Source organism: Streptomyces sp. NPDC016459, assembly GCF_040632845.1.
GTDB lineage: Bacteria > Actinomycetota > Actinomycetes > Streptomycetales > Streptomycetaceae > Streptomyces.
The window spans coordinates 186,295-209,605 of record NZ_JBEYCR010000007.1; the positions used below are offsets into that span (position 1 = coordinate 186,295).

General features: G+C 72.9%; 16 protein-coding genes. 8 read left to right on the top strand and 8 right to left on the bottom strand.

Annotated elements, in window-relative coordinates:
• Positions 1-28: 28 nt before the first annotated feature.
• Genes ABZ567_RS19435 through ABZ567_RS19445 form a run of 3 tightly spaced genes read right to left on the bottom strand, consistent with a single transcriptional unit; the run spans position 29 to position 3,943 of the window.
• Complete coding sequence (locus ABZ567_RS19435) at positions 29-2,104, bottom strand: iron ABC transporter permease (RefSeq protein ID WP_360791327.1); 2,076 nt, start codon at positions 2,102-2,104, stop codon at positions 29-31.
• A gap of 4 nt (positions 2,105-2,108) precedes the next feature.
• Positions 2,109-3,086: an iron-siderophore ABC transporter substrate-binding protein gene (locus ABZ567_RS19440; protein ID WP_360791330.1), complete on the bottom strand. Its 978-nt coding sequence runs from the start codon at positions 3,084-3,086 to the stop codon at positions 2,109-2,111.
• The gene (locus ABZ567_RS19445; protein ID WP_360791332.1) at positions 3,083-3,943 is read right to left on the bottom strand and encodes an ABC transporter ATP-binding protein; all 861 of its coding nucleotides are present in this window, start codon (positions 3,941-3,943) and stop codon (positions 3,083-3,085) included. Before ABZ567_RS19445 ends, ABZ567_RS19440 begins: the two co-directional genes overlap by 4 nt.
• 267 nt (positions 3,944-4,210) lie before the next feature.
• Between ABZ567_RS19445 and ABZ567_RS19450 the strand changes: the two genes are divergently transcribed.
• A complete protein-coding gene (locus ABZ567_RS19450; RefSeq protein WP_360791706.1) occupies positions 4,211-5,329 on the top strand; it encodes an NAD(P)-binding domain-containing protein in 1,119 nt (372 codons plus the stop codon).
• A gap of 7 nt (positions 5,330-5,336) precedes the next feature.
• Here the strand turns inward: ABZ567_RS19450 and mltG are convergent, their stop codons facing one another.
• Complete coding sequence (gene mltG / locus ABZ567_RS19455; protein ID WP_360791335.1) at positions 5,337-6,239, bottom strand: endolytic transglycosylase MltG; 903 nt, start codon at positions 6,237-6,239, stop codon at positions 5,337-5,339.
• Between the two features lie 305 nt (positions 6,240-6,544).
• Complete coding sequence (locus ABZ567_RS19460) at positions 6,545-8,413, bottom strand: ABC transporter ATP-binding protein (RefSeq protein ID WP_360791338.1); 1,869 nt, start codon at positions 8,411-8,413, stop codon at positions 6,545-6,547.
• Between the two features lie 108 nt (positions 8,414-8,521).
• Between ABZ567_RS19460 and ABZ567_RS19465 the strand changes: the two genes are divergently transcribed.
• From ABZ567_RS19465 to ABZ567_RS19485, 5 genes are all read left to right on the top strand, one after another.
• A complete protein-coding gene (locus tag ABZ567_RS19465; RefSeq protein WP_360791341.1) occupies positions 8,522-9,001 on the top strand; it encodes a MarR family transcriptional regulator in 480 nt (159 codons plus the stop codon).
• 39 nt (positions 9,002-9,040) lie between these two features.
• Positions 9,041-11,965, top strand: coding sequence for an FAD-binding and (Fe-S)-binding domain-containing protein (locus tag ABZ567_RS19470; protein WP_360791344.1), 2,925 nt, complete (start codon positions 9,041-9,043; stop codon positions 11,963-11,965).
• 160 nt (positions 11,966-12,125) lie between these two features.
• Positions 12,126-13,547 (top strand): Gfo/Idh/MocA family oxidoreductase, encoded by a 1,422-nt coding sequence (locus ABZ567_RS19475; protein WP_360791346.1) that lies wholly within the window; start codon positions 12,126-12,128, stop codon positions 13,545-13,547.
• Positions 13,548-13,847: 300 nt separating this feature from the next.
• Complete coding sequence (locus ABZ567_RS19480) at positions 13,848-15,656, top strand: ABC transporter ATP-binding protein (RefSeq protein WP_360791349.1); 1,809 nt, start codon at positions 13,848-13,850, stop codon at positions 15,654-15,656.
• A complete protein-coding gene (locus ABZ567_RS19485; RefSeq protein WP_360791352.1) occupies positions 15,653-17,434 on the top strand; it encodes an ABC transporter ATP-binding protein in 1,782 nt (593 codons plus the stop codon). Before ABZ567_RS19480 ends, ABZ567_RS19485 begins: the two co-directional genes overlap by 4 nt.
• A gap of 95 nt (positions 17,435-17,529) precedes the next feature.
• On the opposite strand, the gene ABZ567_RS19490 is transcribed toward ABZ567_RS19485, so the two are convergent.
• A complete protein-coding gene (locus ABZ567_RS19490; protein ID WP_360791355.1) occupies positions 17,530-18,321 on the bottom strand; it encodes a metal-dependent hydrolase in 792 nt (263 codons plus the stop codon).
• A 131-nt stretch (positions 18,322-18,452) separates the two neighbouring features.
• Between ABZ567_RS19490 and ABZ567_RS19495 the strand changes: the two genes are divergently transcribed.
• Together ABZ567_RS19495 and ABZ567_RS19500 are read left to right on the top strand one after the other, a co-directional pair.
• Positions 18,453-20,966 (top strand): DUF3516 domain-containing protein, encoded by a 2,514-nt coding sequence (locus tag ABZ567_RS19495; RefSeq protein ID WP_360791358.1) that lies wholly within the window; start codon positions 18,453-18,455, stop codon positions 20,964-20,966.
• Positions 20,967-20,981: 15 nt separating this feature from the next.
• Positions 20,982-21,848, top strand: a complete 867-nt coding sequence (locus ABZ567_RS19500) for an acyl-CoA thioesterase II (protein WP_360791361.1) — start codon at positions 20,982-20,984, stop codon at positions 21,846-21,848.
• A 10-nt stretch (positions 21,849-21,858) separates the two neighbouring features.
• Here the strand turns inward: ABZ567_RS19500 and ABZ567_RS19505 are convergent, their stop codons facing one another.
• Together ABZ567_RS19505 and ABZ567_RS19510 are read right to left on the bottom strand one after the other, a co-directional pair.
• Positions 21,859-22,929 carry an RNA ligase (ATP) gene (locus tag ABZ567_RS19505; RefSeq protein ID WP_360791364.1) on the bottom strand — a complete coding sequence of 357 codons (1,071 nt, stop codon included), beginning with the start codon at positions 22,927-22,929 and terminating at the stop codon, positions 21,859-21,861.
• Between the two features lie 121 nt (positions 22,930-23,050).
• On the bottom strand, positions 23,051-23,275 hold the full coding sequence (locus tag ABZ567_RS19510; RefSeq protein ID WP_360791366.1) for a DUF6011 domain-containing protein: 225 nt from the start codon (positions 23,273-23,275) through the stop codon (positions 23,051-23,053).
• Positions 23,276-23,311 lie beyond the last annotated feature (36 nt).

The window sequence follows — 23,311 nt, forward strand, 5'->3', positions numbered from 1 at the left end:
GCAGGCCGCGCCGTCCCCGCACGAAAGGTCAGCCACGGCCGCCCCGGCTGCGGACCAGGAGATGGAGGAAGTACGGGGTGCCGATGACGGCGGTCATCAGGCCCGCGCCGAGCTGCGCCGGTGCGATCACCGTCCGCCCCACCAGGTCGGCGGTGCAGACGAGGACCGCGCCGAGGAGCACCGCGACGGGCACCACGCGCGCGTGGGGGCGGCCCACCAGGGCGCGGGCCGCGTGCGGCGCGACGAGTCCCACGAAGCCGATCGTGCCGGCGGCGGCGACGGCGGTGGCCGTGAGCAGGACGGCGAGGACGAGGAAGCCGAGGCGGCCGCGTCCCAGCCGCAGTCCGAGCAGCCGCGGGGTGTCCTCGTCGAGCGAGACCAGGTCGAGTTCGGTGCGACGGACGGCCGCGAGGGTCGCGCCCACGGCGAGGACCGCGGCGAGGGGCAGGACGTCGGGCAGCGTCCGTCCGTAGGTGGAGCCGGACAGCCAGGTGAGGGCCTTCGTCGCGTTGAACGGGTCGGTGAGGATGACGAGGAGGCTGATGAGGGCCGCCGCACCGGTGGCGGCGCCGAATCCGACGAGGACGAGCCGGTTCTGCTGGAACCCGCCCCGCGCGGCGAGGCCGAAGACGAGGACGGCGCTGAGGGCGGCGCCCGCGAACGCCGCGCCGGCCACGCTCCACGACCCGGCGCTGGTCACCGTCGTCACGAGGAGGACGGCGCCGAGGGCGGCTCCGCCGGAGACGCCGAGAATGCTGGGTTCGGCGAGGGGGTTGCGGGTCACGGCCTGGACGAGCGTTCCGGCGAGGGCGAGGGCGGCGCCCGCGAGAAGGGCGGCGAGCACGCGGGGCACCCGGGTGTCGAGGACGAAGGTGGTGGTCCGGCCGGCGTTTCCCTGGATCCAGTTCAGCACGTCGCCGAGCAGCAGCTTGGTGTCGCCGAGGAGGACCGCGGCGACGGCGACGCCGACGAGGAGGACGAGGAGGACGCCGGTGGTCACGAGGAAGACGGACCGGCTCCTGATGCGCAGCCGGTCGGGGGCAGCGGCCCCGGCCGTGTCCCTGGCACGGGTGGCCATGACGATCAGGAAGACGGCGCCGACGACGCTGGTGACGACTCCGGTGGGCACACCGACCGCCACGTCGGACGGTACGACGGCGCGGAGCAGGACGTCGGCGCCCAGGACCAGGGCGGCTCCGGTGAGCCCGGCGACGGGCAGGGCGCCCCTGGTGCGGGTGAAGGCGCGGAAGCGGCGGGCGAGGGGGCGGACGAGGGCGGGGGCGCACAGTCCGACGAAGCCGATGGGTCCGGCGAGGGTGACCGCGGTCGTGGACAGCAGGGCGGCGAGCACGACGGCGGTGACGCGGGTGGCGCGGACGGGGACGCCGAGGCCTCGGGCGGCGTCGTCGCCGAGGGCGAGGGCGTCGACGCGGCGGGCGAGGAGCAGCAGTCCGACGAGGCCGACGACGGCGATGGGTGCCGTCTGGAGGACGCCGTCGAAACCGTTCTGGGCGATGCTGCCCTGGTTCCACTGGTAGATGCCCTCGGTCTGCTGGGGGAACAGCAGGAGCAGGCCTTCGGTGACGGCGGTGAGGCCGAGCGTGAGGGCGCTGCCCGCGAGGACGAGCCGGACGGTGCCGGTGCCGAGGCCGGAGAGGCCGAGGACGACCGCGGCCGCCGCGAGGCCGCCGGCGAAGGCGACCCCGGAGGAGGCGAGCAGGGGCAGCGAGACGCCGGTGGCGGCGGTGAGGCCGAGGGCGAAGTAGGAGCCGGCGTTGACGGCGAGGGTGTCGGGTGAGGCGAGGACGTTGCGGCTGACGGCCTGGAGGGCGGCGCCGGCCATGCCGAGGACGGCGCCGACGAGCAGCCCGGCGGTCATCCGGGGCAGCCGGGAGGCGATGACGACGGAGGCGTCGGCCGGGTCGGCCCGGCCGGTGAGCGCCTTCCAGACCTCGGGGGCGCCGACGGCGGCCGTGCCCTGGGTGATGTCCACGACCGCGAGGACGACGACGAGGAGGACGAGTGCGGCCGTCACCGGGACCGCGCCCGTCCGGGACGTGGCCGTCGGCGGACGGGTGGCGGGGGTGGTTGCGGTGACGGCCATGGTGCTACTTCGTCAGGGCGGCGACGACGGAGTCGACGTACGTGCTCATCGACTCGGGGCCGCCGAACATCCAGATGCCGTCGGGCAGGCGGTGGACGTTCCCCTTCTTGACGAACGGCAGGGACGTCCAGACCTTGTCCTTGGCGAGGACGCCGGTGAAGGGGGTGCTGGCCGCGTCGCCGTCGTTGCCGACGTAGGCGAAGTGGACGTCGCCGAGCTTGGTGAGGCCCTCGACGTCGGTGGCGGCGAGGCCGTAGGCCGGGTCGCCCTTGACCGTCCAGGCGTTTTTCAGGCCGAGCTTCTCGTTGACGGCGCCGATGAGCGAACCGTTGGTGAACGGCCGGACGGAGACCTGGTTGGAGACGACGTAGCCGTCGGCGAAGGCGTACTTCGCGCCCGCAAGGCCGGCGGCGGCCAGTGCCTTGCTGCCCTCGTCGAGCTTCGCCTGGAACCGCTTCTTGAGCTCCGCGGACTTCTCCGTGGTGCCGGTGGCCTTGGCGATGAGGTCGAGGTTCTCGGTCATCCGACCGATGGGGTTGGCGGCGTCGGCGGCGCGCAGCTCCAGGACCGGGGCGATCTTGCGGAGCTGCTTCACGGCGGCCGGCGGCAGGTCGGTGGTCGCGACGATGAGGTCGGGGGCGAGCGCGGCGACGGTGTCCGTGCTGGGCTCGCCGCGGGTGCCGATGTCCTTGGGCTCGTTCTTCAGCGGGACGGCCGTGTCCCAGGTCTTGTAGCCCTTGACGTCGGCGACGCCGACCGGGTCGACGCCCAGCGAGACGAGGCTCTCGACGACGTTCCACTCGGTCCCGACGACCTTCTTGGCCGGGCCGTCGAGCTCCACCTCGGCGCCCGAGGCGTCGGTGAGGGTGATGCGTTCGGTGGTCTTCTTCGCGTCGTCCGCGGCGGGCTCGGTGGTGCCGCAGGCGGTCAGGGTGAGGGCCGCGGTGGTGGCGGCCGCCGCGGTGAGGAGGAGGCGTCTCATGAGGTGGTGCTGAGCCTTTCGCTTCGCGAGTGGTGGCGGCCCATCGCACGGGTGCGGAGCCGGCCGGTGAGGGGGTCGGTGTCGACCTCGATGCGGATGCCGTACGTGCCGGTCAGGCGCTCCGGCGTCAGGACGTCCGCCGGGGCGCCGTCGGCGACGACCCGCCCCGCGTCGAGCAGGACGATCCGGTCGGCGACGGCGGCGGCCTGGTCGAGGTCGTGGAGGACGGCGCCGACGGCGATGCCGTGGTCGTCCGCCAGGTCACGCATGAGGTCGAGGAGTTCGACCTGGTAGCGGAGGTCGAGATAGGTGGTCGGTTCGTCGAGCAGCAGGACGCCCGTCTCCTGGGCGAGGCAGCCGGCCAGCCAGACGCGCTGGAGCTGGCCGCCGGAGAGGTGCTCGGCTCCGCGTCCGGCGAGTTCGGCGACGCCGGTCATGGCGAGGGCGCGGTCCACCGCGGCCCGGCCGCCCGGGTCGGCCTTGCCCCAGCGTCCGCGATGGGGGTAACGGCCGAACTCGACGAGGTCCCGTACGGTCAGTCCGCTGGGCGTGGGGCGTCCCTGGGTGAGCAGGGCGACATGGCGCGAGAACTGACGGGGGCTCAGCGCGAGGCAGTCGGTGGCGCCGTCGAGGACGAGGGTGGCGGTCCGCGGCTGCTGAAGCCGTGCGATCGTGCGGAGCAGCGTCGACTTGCCGCTGCCGTTGGGACCGACGAGCACGGTCACCTCGCCGGGGCGCAGCGTCATGGCGGCGTCGTGGACGACGTCGACGCCTTCGTACGCCACCGTGACGCCCGTGGCCGAGAGTTCATGACCGGGGGGACGCGGGGTCGCGGCGGTCTCTTCAGCTGCTTGCACGTCGCAGAGGTTAGCCTAACCTTACCAAGGAGCGAAAGGGGGGTCCTGGACGGTTTCCGCAAGGCGCATTCCGGCCAAGCTCTCCACTCCCCGCCCTCCACTCTCCTCTCTCCGCCCTCCGGATCACTTCCTCACCCTCCTGACGTCACGACACCGCCCCCCGCGCGCGGGAAGATCCCCACCCTCCCCCTGGTTAGTAGAACCGTGAACGATTTCGTGGTCGAAGAAGCAGCGGCCGGGGCGGCCCGGGAGCAGCGGCCCACGCCCGTGGACGTGGTCGTCATCGGCGCCGGACAGGCCGGACTCTCGGCCGCCTTCCACCTGCGCCGCGCCGGACTCGAACCGGACCGGGACTTCGTCGTCCTCGACCACGCCCCGGCGCCGGGCGGCGCCTGGCAGTTCCGGTGGCCCTCCCTCACGTACGGCAAGGTCCACGGAATGCACGCGCTGCCCGGCATGGAGCTGACCGGCGCCGACCCCGCGCGGCCCTCGTCGGAGGTGATCGGCGCCTACTTCGACACGTACGAGCGCACCTTCGACCTGCGGATCCGCCGGCCCGTCGACGTCACCGCCGTCCGGGAGGGAGACGACGGACGGCTCCTCGTCGAGACCTCCGAGGGCCGGTACGCCCCCCGCGCCCTGATCAACGCCACCGGCACCTGGGACCGCCCCTTCTGGCCCCGCTATCCCGGCCAGGAGACCTTCCGGGGGCTCCAGCTGCACACCGCCGGATACCCCGGCCCGGCGGAGTTCACCGGCAAGCGGGTCCTCGTCGTCGGCGGCGGCGCCTCCGGCACCCAGCACCTCATGGAGATCGCGGACGTGGCCGCCGGGACGTTCTGGGTGACCCGGCGCGAGCCGGTCTTCCGCGAGGGCCCCTTCGGGGAGGCGGAGGGCCGGGCGGCCGTCGCGCTCGTCGAGGAGCGGGTGCGGCGCGGACTGCCCCCGCAGAGCGTCGTCTCGGTCACCGGGCTGCCCCTGAGCGACGCGATCCGCTCGGCACGCGCGCGCGGGATCCTGGACCGCCTCCCGATGTTCGACCGGATCACGCCGACCGGGGTGGCCTGGGACGACGGCCGGAGCGTCGACGTGGACGTGATCCTCTGGGCGACCGGCTTCCGCGCGGCGATCGACCATCTGTCCCCGCTGCGGCTGCGCGAACCGGGCGGAGGCATCCGGGTCGAGGGGACGCGTGCGGTACGGGACGAGCGCGTCCACCTCGTCGGCTACGGTCCCTCGGCCTCGACGATCGGCGCCAACCGGGCGGGCCGCGCGGCCGTCTCCGACATCCGCCGGCTCCTGCGCGGCGCGCCCGCCGCCGCGCGGACGCAGCTGGCCGGCGTCACCTCGCCGGCTGCCAGGGCCACCGTCGCCCCGGCCGGGTGAACCGGGCTCAGCCCTTCTGGGCGCCCCGGAGCGCGTTGAACTCGGCCACGTTGACCTGGTGGGCCGCGTAGTCGGCCGTGAACCGGGTGTCTCCCGGGCCCACCGTGACGAAGTAGAGCCAGTCGCCGTCCGCCGGCCGGATCACCGCGTCCAGGGCCTGGTCCCCCGGGTTGCCGATGGGTGTCGGCGGCAGACCCTTGTGCTCGTAGGTGTTGTACGGGCTCCTGGTCCGCGTGTCCTCGTGCGTCGTGTCCAGGGTGCTGCGGGACAACGCGTAGTTGAGGGTCGAGTCCATCTGCAGGGCCATGCCCCGGGCGAGCCGGTTGTGGACGACCCGGGCGACCTTCGCCATGTCCTCCGGGTTGTCCGCCTCGGCCTGCACGATGCTGGCCGCGATGACCGTCTCGTACACGCTCAACCCGCGCGCCTTCGCCCCCTGGACGATCCGCCCGGCTCCGTGACGCTTGACGGCGGTGTCCACCATGAAGCGCAGCAGGCCCTCCGGGGTGGTGGCCGAGCGCACCGGATAGGTGGCGGGGAAGAGATAGCCCTCGGGGTTGCCGCCGGCCGCCTGGGGCAGCGGCAGGCCGGTCGCGGGCGCGGTCGCGGTCTTCCGCGCGGTCCCCTCGGGCAGACCGAGCGCCCGGTCGACGGCCGTGTAGACCTGACCGGCCCGCCAGCCCTCGGGGACGAGCAGCATCCGGGGCTGCTCGACCGCTGGTTCGTCCCTGGCCAGGAGCAGCGGGACGGTGATCCCGGCGGCCACCACGAGAACCGCTCCGAGGACGAGCGCCAGCCGGCCGCGCCGGGTGAGGCGGGGGCGGCGGGCGGGCCGGGGCGGCCGGGGGAGGGAGAGGCGTCGGGGGCGTCGGCGTGCGGGTGCGTACGGGGACGGCGGCCGGTACGTCATGGCCGCACGCTAACCCGACCCGTACCGGAATCCGGGGAACCCGCGCACGCGGCGGCGCCGCCGGCCCCCTGGGACGGGGAACCGGCGGCGCCGGGCACTGCGAGCGTCAGACGAGCCATCCCAGGAAGTGGAGGACGCCGGCGAGCAGATCGGTGATCACGTTCATGGTGGTGCTTCTCCTCGTACAGGTACATCAGTGGGACTACGCATCGATGGGACATGCGCGGCCACGGTCTGCAGCCCGTCGATCGCGCACCGCAATCCTCCGACGCCGTACGGGAGTTGGGCAACGATTCCCGGCACGATCACACGTTCTGGGGAACAACCGCTCCCACGTTCGCCTGTTCGGCTCCGGGGGCGGTGCCGAGGGTGCCCCGGGCGTCCCTGCGGACCAGGGCCGCGTACCGCCCGTCACGCGCGAGCAGTTCGTCGTGCGTGCCGCGCTCCGCGATCCTTCCCGCCTCCAGGACGACGATCTGGTCGGCGTCACGGACGGTGGACAGCCGGTGGGCGATGGTGATCGTGGTGCGGCCGGCGGAGAGGGCGTCGACGGCCTGCTGCACCGCGTGCTCCGTACGGGTGTCCAGCGCGCTGGTCGCCTCGTCGAGGATCAGCACGGGCGGGTCGCGAAGGATCGTGCGGGCGATGGCCAGGCGCTGCTTCTCGCCGCCCGAGAAGCGGTAGCCGCGCTCGCCGACCAGGGTGTCGTACCCCTCGGGGAGCGAGGCGATGTGCTCGTGGATCTGGGCGGTGCGGGCGGCGGCCTCGATCTCCTCGTCGGTGGCGTCCGGCTTGGCGAAGCGGAGGTTGTCGGCGACGGAGGCGTGGAAGAGGTACGTCTCCTGGGAGACGACGCCGACCGCGCGGGCGAGGGTGTCGAAGTCCAGGTCGCGCACGTCGACCCCGTCGAGGGTGACACGGCCGCCGGTGACGTCGTAGAGCCTCGGCACGAGATAGCTGAGGGTCGACTTGCCGGAGCCGGTGGGGCCGACGACGGCCAGGGTGCCCCCGGCGGGGACGGTCAGATCGATGGAGTCCAGGGTCGGGCGGCCCTCGCCCTCGGGGTCGTAGCGGAACTCGACCTTCTCGAAGGCGACCTCCCCGCGGATCTCGGCGAGCCGGACCGGCTCGGCGGGTTCGGTGATGTCGACGGGCAGGTCGAGGTACTCGAAGATCCGCTGGAAGAGCGCGAGGGACGTCTGCATCTGGACGCCGGTGGAGAGCAGGCTGACGGCGGGCCGGAACAGGCCCTGCTGGAGCGAGACGAAGGCGACGAGCGTGCCGATCGAGATCTCCGTGCCGCCCGAGCCGACCGCGACCCCGGCGGCCCAGTAGATGAGGGCGGGCATCGCGGCCATGACGATGCCGATGGTGGACATCCGCCAGCGTCCGGCCATGGAGGAGCGCACTTCGAGGTCGACCAGGCGCTCGGACTCCTCGGCGAAGGACCTGGTCAGGGAGTCGGCGCGGCCCATGGTGCGGCCGAGCAGGATGCCGCTGACCGAGAGGGACTCGGTGACGGTGGCGGCCATGGAGGCCATCTGCTTCTGCCGCTGGGTGGTGATCCGCTTGCGCTCGCGGCCGACCCGCCGGCTGATCCAGACGAAGACCGGCAGCAGGAGCAGCGAGACCAGCGTGAGGCGCCAGTCGAGGACGAGCATGGCGACGACGGTCGCGACGACGGCGGTGAGGTTGGAGACGAGGGAGGTGGCCGTCGAGGTCACGGTCGCCTGCATGCCCCCGATGTCGTTGGCGATGCGGGACTGGACCTCGCCCGTGCGGGTGCGGGTGAAGAAGGCGAGGGGCATCCGCTGCAGCTGCTCGTAGACCCCGGTGCGCAGGTCGTGCATGACGCGCTGGCCGACGGTGGTGGAGATCAGGGTCTGGAGCACGCCGAAGACGCTGGTCAGCACGGCGGTGGCGATCATGCCGAGGGCGAGCAGGCTGAGCAGCCCGGTGCGGCCCTGGGGGATCGCGGTGTCCAGGATCTCCTTGAGCAGGAAGGGTGTGGCGACCGTGACGAGCGAGGCGGCGCCGACCAGGAGGCCGACGACGACCAGGCGCGCCCGGTAGGGGCGGAAGAGTCCCAGGATGCGCCGCAGCTGCGCGGGCTCCTTCGGTCGTGCGGAGTCGCGTGGCGGAGGCGTCCAGTCGGACTGGTCGTGGGGGCGCATGGGCTCCTTCGTGGGTGTCGGGGTCGACCGTGGGTGGGGAAGCCGACGAGGACCCTAGCCCATTGTTACCTATACTCACAATGAACGTCGTCCTGTTATTGTTCCCGCATGACCGCCTCCGACCCGTCGACCGCCACCGACCCGCTGACCAGGACCGATGCCGACGGGCTCCTCGCCGAGCAGCTCCTCCGCCTGACCCGGCGGCTCCACCGCATCCAGAAGCGCCACCTGGAGCCGGTCGGTATCACCCCCGCCCAGTCCAGGCTGCTGCGGACGGTCGCGCACTTCGGGGAGCCGCCGCGGATGGCCGATCTCGCCGCCCGCCTGGAGGTCGTCCCCCGCGCGGTGACCAGTCTCGTCGACGGCCTGGAGGCCGTCGACCGGGTGCGCAGGGTGCCCGACCCGAGCAACCGGCGGGTCGTGCGGATCGAGCTCACCGACGCGGGCCGCGCCACGCTGCGGGAGCTGCGCAGCGCGCGCCGGGCGGCCGCAGAGGACATCCTTGCTCCATTGACCGCCGCACAGCGCGAGGTGCTCGGAGGTCTGCTGACCGCCCTGGTCGACCCCGGCCCGGAGGGCGGCTGCTGACCGCTCGGGTGCGGGGACGCGCCGAAGGGAAGCCGTGACATGCCGCTGTTCGAGCCGAACCCGCAGGCCCTTCGTCCCGGCACGAGGCGGAGTCCGGCGCCGGACCGCGTCCCGGAGCTCCGGGCGGGGGGTACCCCACGGCGGATGCGGGAGGAGCTCACGGAGCTCCTCGGCGCGGAGAAGGTCCTGTCGAAGATCTCCGACCTCGTCCGGTACGCCTCGGACGCCAGCCCGTACCGCTTCGTGCCCCAGGTCGTCGTGGTCGCCGAGAGCATCGACGACATCTCCACGGTCCTGTCCTACGCGCACGGCAAAAGCCGCGAGGTGGTGTTCCGGGCCGCCGGGACCAGTCTCAACGGGCAGGCGCAGGGCGAGGACATCCTGGTCGACGTGCGCCGCCACTGGGTCGGTGTCCAGGTCCTGGACGGCGGCGCGCGCGCCCGGATCCGTCCCGGCACCACCGTCGCCCGGGCCAATGCGGCGCTCGCCCCGCACGGGCGGGTCCTGGGTCCGGATCCGGCCAGCGCCGTCGCCTGCACGATCGGCGGGGTCGTCGCCAACAACGCCTCGGGCATGACGGCCGGGACGACCCGCAACTCGTACCGGACCGTCTCCTCGCTCACCGTCGTGCTGCCGAGCGGGACCGTCGTCGACACGGCCGACCCGGCCGCCGACGAGGAACTGGCGCGCGCCGAGCCGAGGCTGTGCGCGGAGCTGATGGCGCTCAAGGCGGAGATCGAGGCGGACGCCGAGCTGACCGACCGGATCCGTGCCAAGTACGCCATCAAGAACACCAACGGCTACCGGCTCGACGCCTTCCTCGACGGCGACACCCCGGTACGGATCCTGCGGGGCCTCATGGTCGGCTCCGAGGGCACCTTCGGCTTCATCTCGGAGGTCGTCTTCGACACGGTGCCCCTGGACCGGGAGGTCTCCACTGCGCTGCTCTTCTTCCCCTCCCTGCCGGCGGCGGCCGCCGCCGTGCCCCTCTTCAACGAGGCCGGGGCGCTGGCCGTCGAGCTGATGGACGGCAACACCCTGAGGGCGTCCGTGAGCGTGGCGGGCGTGCCCGCGGACTGGGCGGGGCTGCCCAAGGAGACGGCGGCGCTCCTGGTCGAGTTCCGGGCGCCGGACGAGGCGGCGCGCGAGGCGTACGAACGGGCCGCGCGGGACGTGCTCGCCGGGCTCGACCTGGTGGCCCCGGTGGCGTCCGTGGAGAACGCGTTCACCCGCGACCCGTGGAGAATCTCCGGGTACTGGAGGGCCCGCAAGGCCTTCGTGACGGCGGTCGGCGGCTCCCGCCCCTCCGGCACGACCCTGATCACCGAGGACTTCGCCGTGCCCCCGGCCCGGCTCGCGGAGGCCTGCGCCGAACTGCTCGACCTCCAGTCCCGGCACGGCTTCGACGCGGCGGTGGCCGGGCACGCCGCACATGGCAACCTCCACTTCCTGCTGGCCTTCGACGCGGCCGACCCCTCCGACATCGAGCGGTACGCGCGCTTCATGGACGAGTTCTGCAAACTGACCGTGGAGCGCTTCGACGGCTCGCTGAAGGCGGAGCACGCCACCGGCCGCAACATCGCGCCCTTCCTCGAACTGGAGTGGGGGACGAAGGCGACCGACCTGATGTGGCGCGTCAAGGAGGCCCTCGACCCCGCGGGGGTGCTGGCGCCGCGGATCGTCCTCGACCGCGACCCGCTCGCCCATCTGCGCGGTCTGAAGACGATCCCGTCCGTGGAGCCGATCGCCGATCCCTGCATCGAGTGCGGCTTCTGCGAGCCGACCTGTCCCAGCCAGGACCTGACCACCACTCCGCGCCAGCGGATCGTGCTGCGCCGGGAGATGATGCGGCAGGGCACGGGCTCCCCCGTGGAGACCCGTCTCCTGGAGGCGTACGGCTACGACGCCGTCGACACCTGCGCCGGTGACTCGACCTGCGCGCTGGCCTGCCCGGTGGGGATCGACACCGGCGCCCTGATGAAGGAGTTCCGGCACGAGCGGCACTCGCCGCGCGAGGAGCGGACGGCCGCCCTCGCGGCGAGGAACTTCCGCGCCGTGGAGGCGTCCGCGCGGCTCGCCGTCGCGGCGGCGGACCGGATCGGCGACCGGGTCCTGGAGTCGGTGACGCGCCTGGCCCGCCGGGCGGTCAGCAAGGACCTCGTGCCGGAGTGGCTGCCGCAGATCCCCGGCGCGGCGGCCCGGCGGCTGCCCCGCACCCACCGTCCGGCGGCGGTCGCCGTCTACTACCCGGCCTGTGTGAACCGGATCTTCGGCGGCCCGGACGGCGACCGCGGGCCCTCGCTCCCCGAGGCGGTGGTCGCGGTGTCGGCGCGGGCGGGGAGACCGGTGTGGATTCCGGACGACGTGACCGGTACGTGCTGCGCGACGATCTGGCACTCCAAGGGGTACCGGCGGGGCAACGAACTGATGGCGAACCGGATCGTCGAGGCGGCCTGGGGGTGGACGGCGGGCGGGACGCTGCCACTGGTGGTCGACGCGTCCTCGTGCACGCTCGGCATCGCGCACGAGGTGGTGCCGTACCTGACGGAGGACAACCGGGCGCTGCACGCGGAGATGACGGTGGTGGACTCGCTGGTGTGGGCGGCGGACGAACTCCTTCCGCGACTCGACGTGCGGCGCCGCGTCGGCTCCGCCGTGGTGCACCCGACGTGCTCCATGCGGCACCTGGGCGACGAGGAGAAGCTGACGGTGCTCGCCGAGGCCTGTGCGGAGGAGGTCGTCGTCCCCGCCGACGCGGGCTGCTGCGCCTTCGCGGGCGACCGGGGGATGCTGCACCCGGAGCTGACGGCCTCGGCGACCGCCCGTGAGGCGGCCGAGGTCACGGCGCGGAGCTTCGACGCGCACCTCTCGGCCAACCGGATGTGCGAGATCGGGATGGAGCGGGCCACGGGCCGCGACTACGGATCGGTGCTCCTCGCCCTGGAGCGTGCGACGCGCCCCTGACGGCCGGCCAGGACGGCACCCGTCGGCCCCTCACCCATCGGTGAGGGGCCCTTCGTCTGTTCGGGTGACGGCGGGTGTTCCGTAACGCTCGGCGCCCGCTTCGGAACAGTACAGTCCGACCATCCGACGGGACGGCCGTGCACTCGGTCCGGGAGGTTCCATGAACGAGCAGACGCCCCACGCCCCGAGCCGCCGTCAGGCCCTCGGGGCCGCCGCGGCGGTCGGCGCGGGCCTGGGCGCCGGCGCCCTCGGCGGCCCGTCCGCCGGGACGGCCGAGGCGGCCGTCCCCGCCCCCGCCTCAGCTCCTGCCGGGACCGTGGCCGCGCCGAGCCGTCGGGGGGCCACCATGGCCGGGGTCCCCTTCGAACGGCGCTCCACTGTCCGTGTCGGCATCGTGGGTTTCGGCAACCGTGGCGGCAGCATGATCGGCCACTTCCTCTCGCTCCCCGGGGTCCGCGTGACCGCCGTCTGCGACCCCGTACGGGACAAGGCCGCACGGGCGGCCGCCGAGGTCACCGCCGCCGGGCAGCCCGCCCCCGCCCTGTACACGAACGGCGAGAACGACTACGAGAAGCTCTGCGCCCGCTCGGATGTCGACCTCGTGTACGTGGCCACGCCCTGGGACAGTCACTTCGCGATCGCCCGCGCGGCGATGCTGAACGGCAAGCACGTCGGTGTGGAGTGTCCGGTCGCCATGCGGCTCGACGAGCTGTGGGACCTGGTCGACCTGTCGGAGCGGACCCGCCGCCACTGCATGCAGCTGGAGAACTGCTGCTACGGCCGGAACGAGATGCGGGTGCTGCGGATGGCGCACGCCGGCAAGTTCGGGCGACTGCTGCACGGCGCGGGGGCGTACAACCACGACCTGCGCGGTCTGCTCTTCTCCCCGACGTACTACGAGGGCCCCTGGCGTCGACTGTGGCACACGCGGATGAGGGGAGACCTCTACCCCAACCACGGCTTCGGTCCCGTGGCCACCTACATGGACGTCAACCGGGGCGACCGGGCGGTGAGCATCAGCAGCTTCGGCACGCCGGCGCTGGGTCTGGCCGAGTACCGCGAGGCGAACGTGGCGGCTGGCGACCCCAGTTGGAAGGAGTCGTACACCGGGAGCGACCGGACGATCAGTCTGGTCCAGACGGCCAAGGGGCGGGTGATCCGCCTCGAACACGACGTGTCCACCCCGCACCCGTACAGCCGGGTGAACAGTCTGGGCGGTACCAGGGGCGTCTTCGAGGACTACCCCGCCCGGGTCTACATCGAGCCGGACCACCAGGACGACCGGTGGGGCGACTTCTCGGCGTACGCGGCCGAGTTCGACCACTGGCTCTGGAAGGACCACGCCAACCCGCCGGGCGCCCACGGCGGCATGGACTATCTGATGGTCTACCGGCTGATGCAGTGCATGCGGCTCGGGCTCACGCCGGACTTCGACGTGTACGACGCCGCCGTCTGGACGGCGCCGCTGCCGCTGAGCGACGCCTCGATCAAGGCCAAGGGCGCGCCGCAGGAGATCCCCGACTTCACGCGCGGGGAGTGGGCCGCGGCCCGCTCGGGCGTGGACTCGGTGAAGCCCGCCTGACAGTACGGTGCCCGGCCCCGCGTACGGGGCGCCGGGCACCGCCGTGTTCAGCGGTGCCCGGCGCGTCCTCGGTGACGGTGAGGTGCGCGGGGCGGTCTCCTCGCCCGGTCGGGGCCGCCGGTGACGGACCGGCTGCCCTCGCCCTGTTGGGCATGGCGCGATCTGTTCCGTCGTGGGGAAATTCGATTGCCGCCGGGCGGGGAAGAGGGCGAACCTTGCACGGTTTCCATCCCCGCTCCCCGCCGTCGCACACCCCCGGCGCGCGTTTCCCCAGACCACACCCGGAGACCCTGGGACGCCATGCAGATTCGAGATCTTCCGTACGCCGACCCAGGGGTCCCCGATGTCCGCTCGGGCACCCGGCTCCTCGTCTGGCTCGGCCGCCGCCAACTCGCCGGGCAGACGAAGGCCATGCTCTGGGGGCTCCTGCACCACCTGGGCATCGCCGGACTGCCGATCGGCACCGGCATCGCCGTCCAGTCCGTCGTCGACCGCGACGGCGGGCGCCTCGCCCTCGCCGGAGTGCTGCTCGTGGTCATGGGCGCGGCGATCGCCGCCGGTGACGCGATGCTGCACCGCACCGCCGTCACCAACTGGATCACGGCGTCCGCCCGGGTCCAGCAGCTCCTCTCCCGCAAGACCGCCGAGCTGGGATCCCTGCTGACCCGGCGGGTCGCCGCGGGCGAGGTCGTCGCCGTCTCCACCGGTGACGTCGAGAAGATCGGCTGGTTCGTCGAGGCCCTCTCCCGGTTCGCCGCGGGCGCCGTCGTCCTGGTGATCATCTGCGTCGGTCTCCTCTTCTACGAGCCGTCCCTCGGCGTCGTCGTGGCCATCGGCATCCCCTTCCTCGCCCTGTCCGTGCTGCCGCTCCTCCCCCGCGCCACCCGCCGGGCGGACGTCCAGCGCGAGAAGGCGGGCAAGGCCACCGAACTGGCCTCCGACACCGTCGCCGGACTCCGTGTCCTGCGCGGCATCGGCGGCGAGGAGCTGTTCCTCGGCCGCTACCGCGCCGCCTCCCAGGAGGTCCGCAGGGCGGCCGTGCGCAGCGCGCGCATGTGGGCGCTGATCTCCGCGACCCAGGTCGTGCTGCCCGGCATCCTGCTCATCGTCGTGGTGGCGTACGGGGCGCGACTCGCGCTCGACGGGCGGATCTCGGTCGGTGAGCTGGTCACCGTCTACAGCACCGTGGCGCTGACCCTGTACCCGCTGCGCAACTTCGAGGAGATCGCGATGGCCTTCTCCTTCTCCCGGCCGTCCGCCAAGCGCGCCGCCCGGGTGCTCGCCCTGACCCGTACGTCCACCACCACCGACGCCGGGGGCGAGGACCGCGAGGCGACCGGCGACCTGTACGACCCGCTGACCGGGCTGCTCGCGCCGGCCGGGCGCTTCACCGCGGTCGTCTGCGGCGACCCGGACCTCGCCGGGCGGCTCGCGGACCGGCTCGGCGGCCATCCCGCCGAACCCGGCACGGACCACACCTCGGTCCTGCTCGGCGGGGTCCCGCTCGACGAACTGCCGCTGGAGAGCGCACGTACGGCCGTCCTCGTCCAGGACAAGGACCCGGTCCTGCTCTCGGGCACGCTCCACGAGCTGCTCGACGTCCCCCGCTCCGGCGAGGTGCTCCCCGGGCGGGCCCTGGCCGCCGCCCGGTGCGAGGACGTCCTCGACGCATTGGCGCAGGCCTCCGTGGACACCGACGGCGATCCGATGAGCACCCGGATCACCGAGCGGGGCCGGTCGCTCTCCGGCGGCCAGCGGCAGCGGCTCGCGCTCGCCCGGTCCCTGGTGACCGACCCGGGGGTGCTCGTCCTCGACGAGCCCACCTCGGCGGTCGACGCCCACACCGAGGCCCGGGTCGCCGCCGGCATCAGCGAGCTGCGCGAGGCCAGGACCACGGTGGTCCTCGCGTCCTCTCCGCTGCTCCTGGACCGCGCCGACCGGGTCGTCCTGGTCCACGAGGGCCAGGCGGTCGCCGTCGGCACCCATCGGGAGCTGCTGGCGCGGGAGCCCCGCTACCGCGCGGTCGTCACCCGCGAGACCGACGAGGAACTGGGCACGGCGGTCCCCCGCCTCGGCGGGATCGAAGCACTGGAAGGGGAATCGGCATGATCGGCCTGGCGCCGCCCGACTACGACCCGGCGGCCCCGACGACGGCGACGACACTGCCCGTCGCCGCCCCCGCGACCGTCCGCGGCTACGTCCGCGAACTGCTGCACCGCCACCGCCGGGCCTTCGCCGTGCTGATCGGGGTGAACACGGTCGCCGTGATCGCCTCGATGGCCGGCCCGTACCTGCTCGGCTCGGTGGTGGACGGCCTGGCCTCGGGAGCACGCGAGCTGCATCTGGAGCGTACGGTCGCGCTGTTCGCGGTCGCCCTGGTCGTCCAGACGTTCTTCGTGCGTCTCGTCCGGCTGCGCGGGGCGATGCTGGGCGAGGAGATGCTGGCCGACCTGCGGGAGGATTTCCTCGTCCGTGCGGTCGGTCTGCCTCCGGGCGTCCTCGAACGGGCCGGTACCGGCGATCTCCTCTCCCGGATCACCACGGACGTCGACCGGCTGTCCAACGCGATGCGCGAGGCCGTGCCCCAGCTGGCCATCGGCGTCGTGTGGGTGGGGCTGCTGCTCGGCGGTCTCGCCGTGACGGCTCCTCCCCTCGCGCTGGTCGCGCTGCTCGCGGCGCCGCTGCTGATCGTCGGCTGCCGCTGGTACTTCAGGCGGGCGCCCTCGGCGTACCGCTCGGAGTCCGCGGGGTACGCGGCGGTGGCCGCCGCGCTCGCCGAGACGGTCGACGCGGGCCGCACGGTCGAGGCGCACCGCCTCGGCGCCCGCCGGATCGCCCTGTCGGACCGGCGCATCTCCGAATGGGTCGCGTGGGAGAGGTACACGCTCTTCCTGCGCTCGGTGCTCTTCCCCGTCGTCAACGTCACCCATATGACGGTGCTCTGCTCCGTGCTCCTGTTCGGCGGGGTGTTCGTGCTCCAGGGCTGGATCGACGTCGGCCAGCTGACGACGGGCGCCTTGCTGGCGCAGATGCTGGTGGAGCCGATCGGGATCGTGCTCCGCTGGTACGACGAGCTCCAGGTCGCCCAGGTGTCGCTGGCACGGCTCGTCGGCGTCCGGGACATCGAGCCGGAGGCGGGCGACGCGCAGGTGCGGCCGGAGGGCCGGGCCGTCCGGGCCGACGAGGTCAGGTTCGGCTACCGCGAGGGCGTCGACGTGCTGCACGAGGTGACCCTGAAGGTGGCCCCCGGCACCCGGCTCGCGCTCGTGGGCCCGTCGGGTGCGGGCAAGTCCACCCTCGGGCGGCTGCTCGCGGGCATCTACGCCCCGCGGACCGGTTCGGTCACCCTCGGCGCCGCGGAACTGGCGCGGATGCCCGCCGAGCGGGTCCGTGAGCACGTGGCCCTGGTCAACCAGGAGCACCACGTCTTCGTGGGCACGCTCCGGGACAATCTGCTCCTGGCCAGGACCGGGGCGTCCGACACGGACCTGTGGGCGGCGCTCACGGCGGTGGACGCGGAGGTCTGGGCGCGGGGTCTCGACGAGGGCCTGGACACCGAGGTCGGCTCAGGCGGCCGGTCCCTCACCCCGGCGCAGGCCCAGCAGATCGCGCTGGCCCGCCTCGTGCTCGCGGACCCGCACACCCTGGTCCTCGACGAGGCGACCTCGCTGCTCGACCCACGGGCGGCCCGGCACCTGGAGCGTTCGCTCGGCCGGGTCCTGGACGGGCGCACGGTCGTCGCCATCGCGCACCGGCTGCACACCGCGCACGACGCCGACCTGATCGCGGTGGTCGAGTCCGGGCGGATCAGCGAGCTCGGCAGCCACTCGGAGCTGGTCGAGGCGGACGGGGCGTACGCGGCGCTGTGGCGGTCCTGGCACGGCTGACCGTCCCGGCGGCGATGAGAGGGGGCCCGCACCGGTTGTCCGGTGCGGGCCCCCTCGTCGCGCACTCCCCCGCCCGCGTACCCCTTCCGTACCCCTCAGATGAACCCGAGAGCGGAGGCGCCGCCCGCGCCGCCCAGGAGCATGAAGGCGGGCATCAGGACCTTGAGCTCGACCCAGCTGCCGGCCCGGAAGCGCATGGCCTTCGGCGGGCCGACCGGGTACCAGCGTTTCCGGCCGACCGGGATGGGCCACAGGATCGGGCAGCCGGAGACGGTCAGTGCGTCCCCGATGTCGTGGACGAGGGCGCCGAGGACGATCGGGAGGCCGAGCCACAGGTACTCCTGGCCGGGGCCGGTGAAGAACCAGTCGGCGCCGTTGCCGGGCTGGTCGAGGACGCCCGCGAGGATCCAGGCGCTGGTCGCGCCGAGCAGCCAGACCAGGACGTCGCTGGACATCCGGGCGGCCCGCCACAGCAGGCCCTCCACGGCGAGCACCAGATGGACGAAGAGGAGGGCGAGCACCGCCCACCGGCCGCCGGTGACCGCCGCGGCGGAGGCGCCGCCGCCGATGAGGACCGCCCAGAGCCAGGTGTGGGTGAGGGTCCGGTGCCCGCCCGACCGGCGGGGGTCGGCCGTGGAGCGGGTCGCCTTGTAGACGGCGTACGACAGCTTGTCGACGATCTCGCAGAGGAGCTTGGAGACCGGCCCGAAGGCGCGGGATATGGTCGCGGACTTGTGGTCGAGGTCGGGGGCGAGTGCGGCGCCCGCGCAGATGAGCGCGCCGACGACGAGAACCGGCCAGGGCATCGGCCGGTCGTAGGCCGCCGCCAGCGCTCCGACGCCCAGCCAGGCCGCCGCTCCGGACAGCGAATGCGCCGGTCCCATCATGGTCGGTCCGCCCCGTTTCTCCCCTGCCGGCGCTCAGTTGACGACCGGTCGACGGACGAGCCTATCGTCCGTGATCTTGGCCGCCCGTGGCCGGTTCCCTCATCCGAGCGGAATCCAGGCAAGATGGGGGCGTGACCCTTATCGATCAGCTGCCGCCCACCGCCGACCCCGACGCCCTTTTCGAGGCCTTCTCCTCCTGGGCCGAGGACCGGGGCATCACGCTCTACCCGGCCCAGGAAGAGGCGCTGATCGAGGTCGTCTCCGGCGCCAACGTGATCTTGTCCACGCCCACCGGTTCGGGAAAGTCACTGGTCGCGGCGGCGGCGCACTTCACCGCGCTCGCGAACGACCAGGTGACGTTCTACACGGCGCCGATCAAGGCGCTGGTGTCGGAGAAGTTCTTCGACCTGTGCAAGCTCTTCGGCACCGAGAACGTCGGCATGCTGACCGGCGACGCGTCCGTGAACGCGGACGCCCCGATCATCTGCTGCACCGCCGAGGTGCTGGCGTCGATCGCGCTGCGGGACGGCAGGTACGCCGACATCGGCCAGGTCGTCATGGACGAGTTCCACTTCTACGCCGAGCAGGACCGCGGCTGGGCCTGGCAGATCCCGCTCCTGGAACTCCCCCAGGCGCAGTTCGTCCTGATGTCGGCGACGCTCGGCGACGTGTCGATGTTCGAGAAGGACCTGACCCGGCGCACGGGCCGGCCGACCTCCGTGGTCCGCTCCGCGTCCCGCCCGGTGCCCCTCTCCTACGAGTACGTGCTCACCCCGATCACGGAGACCCTGACGGAGCTCCTGGAGACCCGGCAGGCACCGGTCTACATCGTGCACTTCACGCAGGCGCAGGCCGTCGAGCGCGCGCAGTCGCTGATGAGCATCAACATGTGCACCCGCGAGGAGAAGGACAAGATCGCCGAGCTGATCGGCAACTTCCGCTTCACCACCAAGTTCGGCCAGAACCTCTCGCGTTACGTCCGCCACGGCATCGGCGTGCACCACGCGGGCATGCTGCCGAAGTACCGGCGGCTCGTCGAGAAGCTGGCCCAGGCAGGCCTGCTCAAGGTGATCTGCGGGACGGACACCCTCGGCGTGGGCGTGAACGTGCCGATCCGCACGGTGCTCTTCACCGCCCTCACCAAGTACGACGGCAACCGGGTGCGCACGCTGCGCGCCCGTGAGTTCCACCAGATCGCGGGCCGGGCCGGCCGGGCCGGCTTCGACACCGCCGGTTACGTGGTCGCCCAGGCACCCGAGCACGTCATCGAGAACGAGAAGGCGCTCGCCAAGGCCGGCGACGACCCGAAGAAGCGCCGCAAGGTGGTCCGCAAGAAGGCCCCCGAGGGCTTCGTCGCCTGGAGCGACACCACCTTCGAGCGGCTCATCGGCGCCGAGCCGGAGCCGCTGACCTCCCGCTTCAAGGTCACCAACATCATGCTGCTCTCGGTGATCGCCCGGCCGGGCGACGCCTTCGAGGCGATGCGCAAGCTCCTCGAGGACAACCACGAGCCGCGCAAGGCGCAGCTGCGGCACATCCGCCGGGCCATCGCGATCTACCGCTCGCTGCTCGACGGCGGGGTCGTGGAGCAGCTGCCCACCCCGGACGCCGAGGGCCGCAGGATCCGGCTGACGGTCGACCTCCAGCAGGACTTCGCGCTCAACCAGCCGCTGTCGACGTTCGCGCTCGCCGCCTTCGACCTGCTGGACCCGGAGTCCCCCTCGTACGCCCTGGACATGGTCTCGGTCGTGGAGTCGACGCTCGACGACCCGCGCCAGATCCTCGCCGCCATGCAGAACAAGGCGCGCGGCGAGGCGGTGGGGCAGATGAAGGCGGACGGCGTCGAGTACGAGGAGCGGATGGAGCGGCTCCAGGACATCTCGTACCCGAAGCCGCTGGAGGAGCTGCTCTGGCACGCGTACAACGTCTACCGGACGTCGCACCCGTGGGTCGGCGACCACCCGGTGTCGCCGAAGTCGGTGATCCGTGACATGTACGAACGGGCGCTGACCTTCACCGAGTTCACCTCCTGGTACGAGCTGGCGCGGACCGAGGGCATCGTCCTGCGCTACCTCGCGAGCGCGTACAAGGCGCTCGACCACACCATCCCGGACGACCTGAAGACCGAGGACCTGGAGGACCTGATCGCCTGGCTGGGCGAGATGGTGCGCCAGGTGGACTCCTCGCTGCTCGACGAGTGGGAGCAGCTCGCCAACCCGGAGGTCCAGACGGCCGAGGAGGCCCAGGAGAAGGCCGACCAGGTCAAGCCGGTCACGGCCAACGCCCGCGCCTTCCGGGTCCTGGTGCGCAACGCCATGTTCCGCCGGGTGGAGCTCGCCGCCCTCGACAACCTGACCGCGCTCGGGGAGCTGGACGCCGAGTCCGGCTGGGACGCGGACGCGTGGGGCGACGCGATGGACGCGTACTGGGACGAGTACGACGACCTCGGTACGGGCCCGGACGCGCGCGGCCCGAAGCTGCTCGCCATCGAGGAGGACGCGGCGCACGGCCTGTGGCGCGTCCGGCAGACCTTCGCCGACCCGAACGGCGACCATGACTGGGGCATCAGCGCGGAGGTGGATCTCGCGGCCTCCGACGAGGAGGGCCGCGCGGTGGTCCGTGTGACGTCCGTCGGACAGCTGTAGAAGGGGAGTTCAGCCGTGACGAATCCCGCCGAGAGGCTCGTGGACCTGCTCGACCTGGAGCAGATCGAGGTCAACATCTTCCGTGGGCGCAGCCCGCAGGAGTCGCTGCAGCGGGTCTTCGGCGGGCAGGTCGCCGGGCAGGCCCTGGTGGCGGCCGGACGCACCACGGAGGGCGACCGGCCGGTGCACTCGCTGCACGCCTACTTCCTGCGGCCGGGCCGGCCGGGGGTGCCCATCGTGTACCAGGTGGAGCGGGTGCGGGACGGGCGCTCCTTCACGACCCGCCGGGTCACTGCCGTGCAGGAGGGGCGGACGATCTTCAATCTGACGGCCTCCTTCCACCAGCCGGAGGAGGGCGCCTTCGAGCATCAGCTGCCGCCGCGGCACCTGACCGACCCGGACAGCCTGCCGAACCTCGCGGACGAGATCCGCGAGCACCTCGGGGCGCTGCCGGAGGCCCTGGAGCGGATGGCCCGCCGCCAGCCCTTCGACATCCGGTACGTGGACCGGCTGCGCTGGACCGCGGAGGAGGTCAAGGGCGCGGACCCGCGCTCCGCGGTGTGGATGCGGGCCGTCGGTCCGCTGGGCGACGACCCGCTGGTCCACACCTGCGCCCTGACGTACGCCTCGGACATGACGCTCCTGGACGCGGTCCGGATCCCGGTCGAGCCGCTCTGGGGCCCGCGCGGCTTCGACATGGCCTCGCTGGACCACGCGATGTGGTTCCACCGCCCGTTCCGCGCGGACGAGTGGTTCCTCTACGACCAGGAGTCCCCGATCGCCACGGGCGGTCGGGGACTCGCGCGGGGCAGGATCTACGACCGCGAGGGACGGCTGCTGGTGTCGGTGGTGCAGGAGGGCCTGTTCCGCGCGCTCGGCTGAGCCCCGCGTCTCACTCGTACTCGGTGCCGCCCTTGCGGGTGAGGTAGGCCGGGCTGACCGCCTTGGCGATGGCCCGGCCGCCGACGACCGGGCTGTACCGCTCGGTCGCGGGCCGGATGACGACGCCCTCCCGCAGGTGCGCCGCCCGCCCGGAGACGGTCTCCCGGCCGGTCGCGTGGGCGAGGACGGTGTCCAGGTCGTACGGGCCGGAGTACAGCCGCGGGACGAGCGGGACCTCGACGGCCTCCAGGACGTCCGCGGGGTCCAGCCAGCGCACCCGGCCGTCGATCTCGGCCGAGACGTCGAAGAGCGCGTAGCCGACGGTCGTGGACCGGGCGTCGGCGCCGTACGCGAGGTCCTGCACCCCGGATCCGTACACCTCGCCGAAGAGGCCGACGCGGCGGGCGCCGAGACGTTTCGCCAGCCGCTCGGCGACGGCGGGCAGGCCGTGGCCGTGGACGGCGCGCCAGTACAGGTTGCGCGGGTCCTCCGTGAGGGCGAGACCCTTCGCCCCGAAGCCCTTCGACGAGACCTGGACCCGCCCCTCCTCGGCGTGGTAGGTCAGCAGGCAGGCCGTGCCGTGCAGCTTCTCCGTCAGGACGACGGGCTCCCCGGGCTCGAAGATGCCGGGGTAGCGCTGGAGGTTCTCGATGTCGACCCAGGGCAGCAGGTCGGGCGCGGCCTCGACGTCGCCGCTCATCGTCGGCGGTATCGGCGGCGCCCACTTGACGATGCCGAGCGTCTGCGCGAAGTCGGTCCCCTCGGCCGCGGCCCGTGCCAGGTCGGCGTCCCCGAGCGCCCCGGGCCTGCACACGATCCCCTGTGAGAGCTCCCCTCGCAGCCGCACGGCCTTCACCCGGTCCGAGCGCTTCCCGGCGAGCCGCCCGGTGAGCCCGAGCTCGTCGACGAGCGCGGCGGGCAGCACCGCCTGCTCCGGGATGTAGACGGCGACGTCGCCGGTCCGGTAGGCGCCCTTGGCGACGACGGCCCGGTAGAGCCCGACCTGGGCCAGTTCCAGGGCGTCGGCGTTCGGATGGGGGTGGACGGTGAGGACTTCGGCGGTGACGCGCAGGGTGGACATCTCAGGACTCCGGCAGCTCGGGTTTCGCTCTCATCGGCGCCCACTGTGCTGGCCGGGGAAACGGCTGGGCCAGCGGTTTGCGGACTGGTAGCGTCACCGGGTTCCGGGCTGCCAGACGGCCTTACAGGGCGCGGTCGATGCCCGGCAGGGCGTCCTGCTCGACCTCGTGGCGGCGGGTGCGGATGTCGGGGGCCGGGGGGTGGAGTTTCGCGTCGCAGGTCGGGCCGAGACCGGTGCGGCGCGAGTCCGCGCCGGTGAGGGGCCGGCCGCAGAGGCGGCAGCGCACCGGGCTCGGCCCCTGCTCGGGTGCGGAATCGATGTCGATTGCCAGCGGTTCGTCTCCCATGTTGAGATCAAACCCTATTTCCCTCAAGGAGCAGTC

Coding starts and splice junctions, on each gene's coding strand:
- ABZ567_RS19435 (WP_360791327.1), bottom strand. CDS start 2,104: ATGGCCGTCACCGCAACCACCCCCGCCACCCGTCCGCCGACGGCCACG.
- ABZ567_RS19440 (WP_360791330.1), bottom strand. CDS start 3,086: ATGAGACGCCTCCTCCTCACCGCGGCGGCCGCCACCACCGCGGCCCTC.
- mltG (WP_360791335.1), bottom strand. CDS start 6,239: ATGACGTACCGGCCGCCGTCCCCGTACGCACCCGCACGCCGACGCCCC.
- ABZ567_RS19460 (WP_360791338.1), bottom strand. CDS start 8,413: ATGCGCCCCCACGACCAGTCCGACTGGACGCCTCCGCCACGCGACTCC.
- ABZ567_RS19465 (WP_360791341.1), top strand. CDS start 8,522: ATGACCGCCTCCGACCCGTCGACCGCCACCGACCCGCTGACCAGGACC.
- ABZ567_RS19470 (WP_360791344.1), top strand. CDS start 9,041: ATGCCGCTGTTCGAGCCGAACCCGCAGGCCCTTCGTCCCGGCACGAGG.
- ABZ567_RS19475 (WP_360791346.1), top strand. CDS start 12,126: ATGAACGAGCAGACGCCCCACGCCCCGAGCCGCCGTCAGGCCCTCGGG.
- ABZ567_RS19480 (WP_360791349.1), top strand. CDS start 13,848: ATGCAGATTCGAGATCTTCCGTACGCCGACCCAGGGGTCCCCGATGTC.
- ABZ567_RS19485 (WP_360791352.1), top strand. CDS start 15,653: ATGATCGGCCTGGCGCCGCCCGACTACGACCCGGCGGCCCCGACGACG.
- ABZ567_RS19490 (WP_360791355.1), bottom strand. CDS start 18,321: ATGATGGGACCGGCGCATTCGCTGTCCGGAGCGGCGGCCTGGCTGGGC.
- ABZ567_RS19505 (WP_360791364.1), bottom strand. CDS start 22,929: ATGTCCACCCTGCGCGTCACCGCCGAAGTCCTCACCGTCCACCCCCAT.
- ABZ567_RS19510 (WP_360791366.1), bottom strand. CDS start 23,275: ATGGGAGACGAACCGCTGGCAATCGACATCGATTCCGCACCCGAGCAG.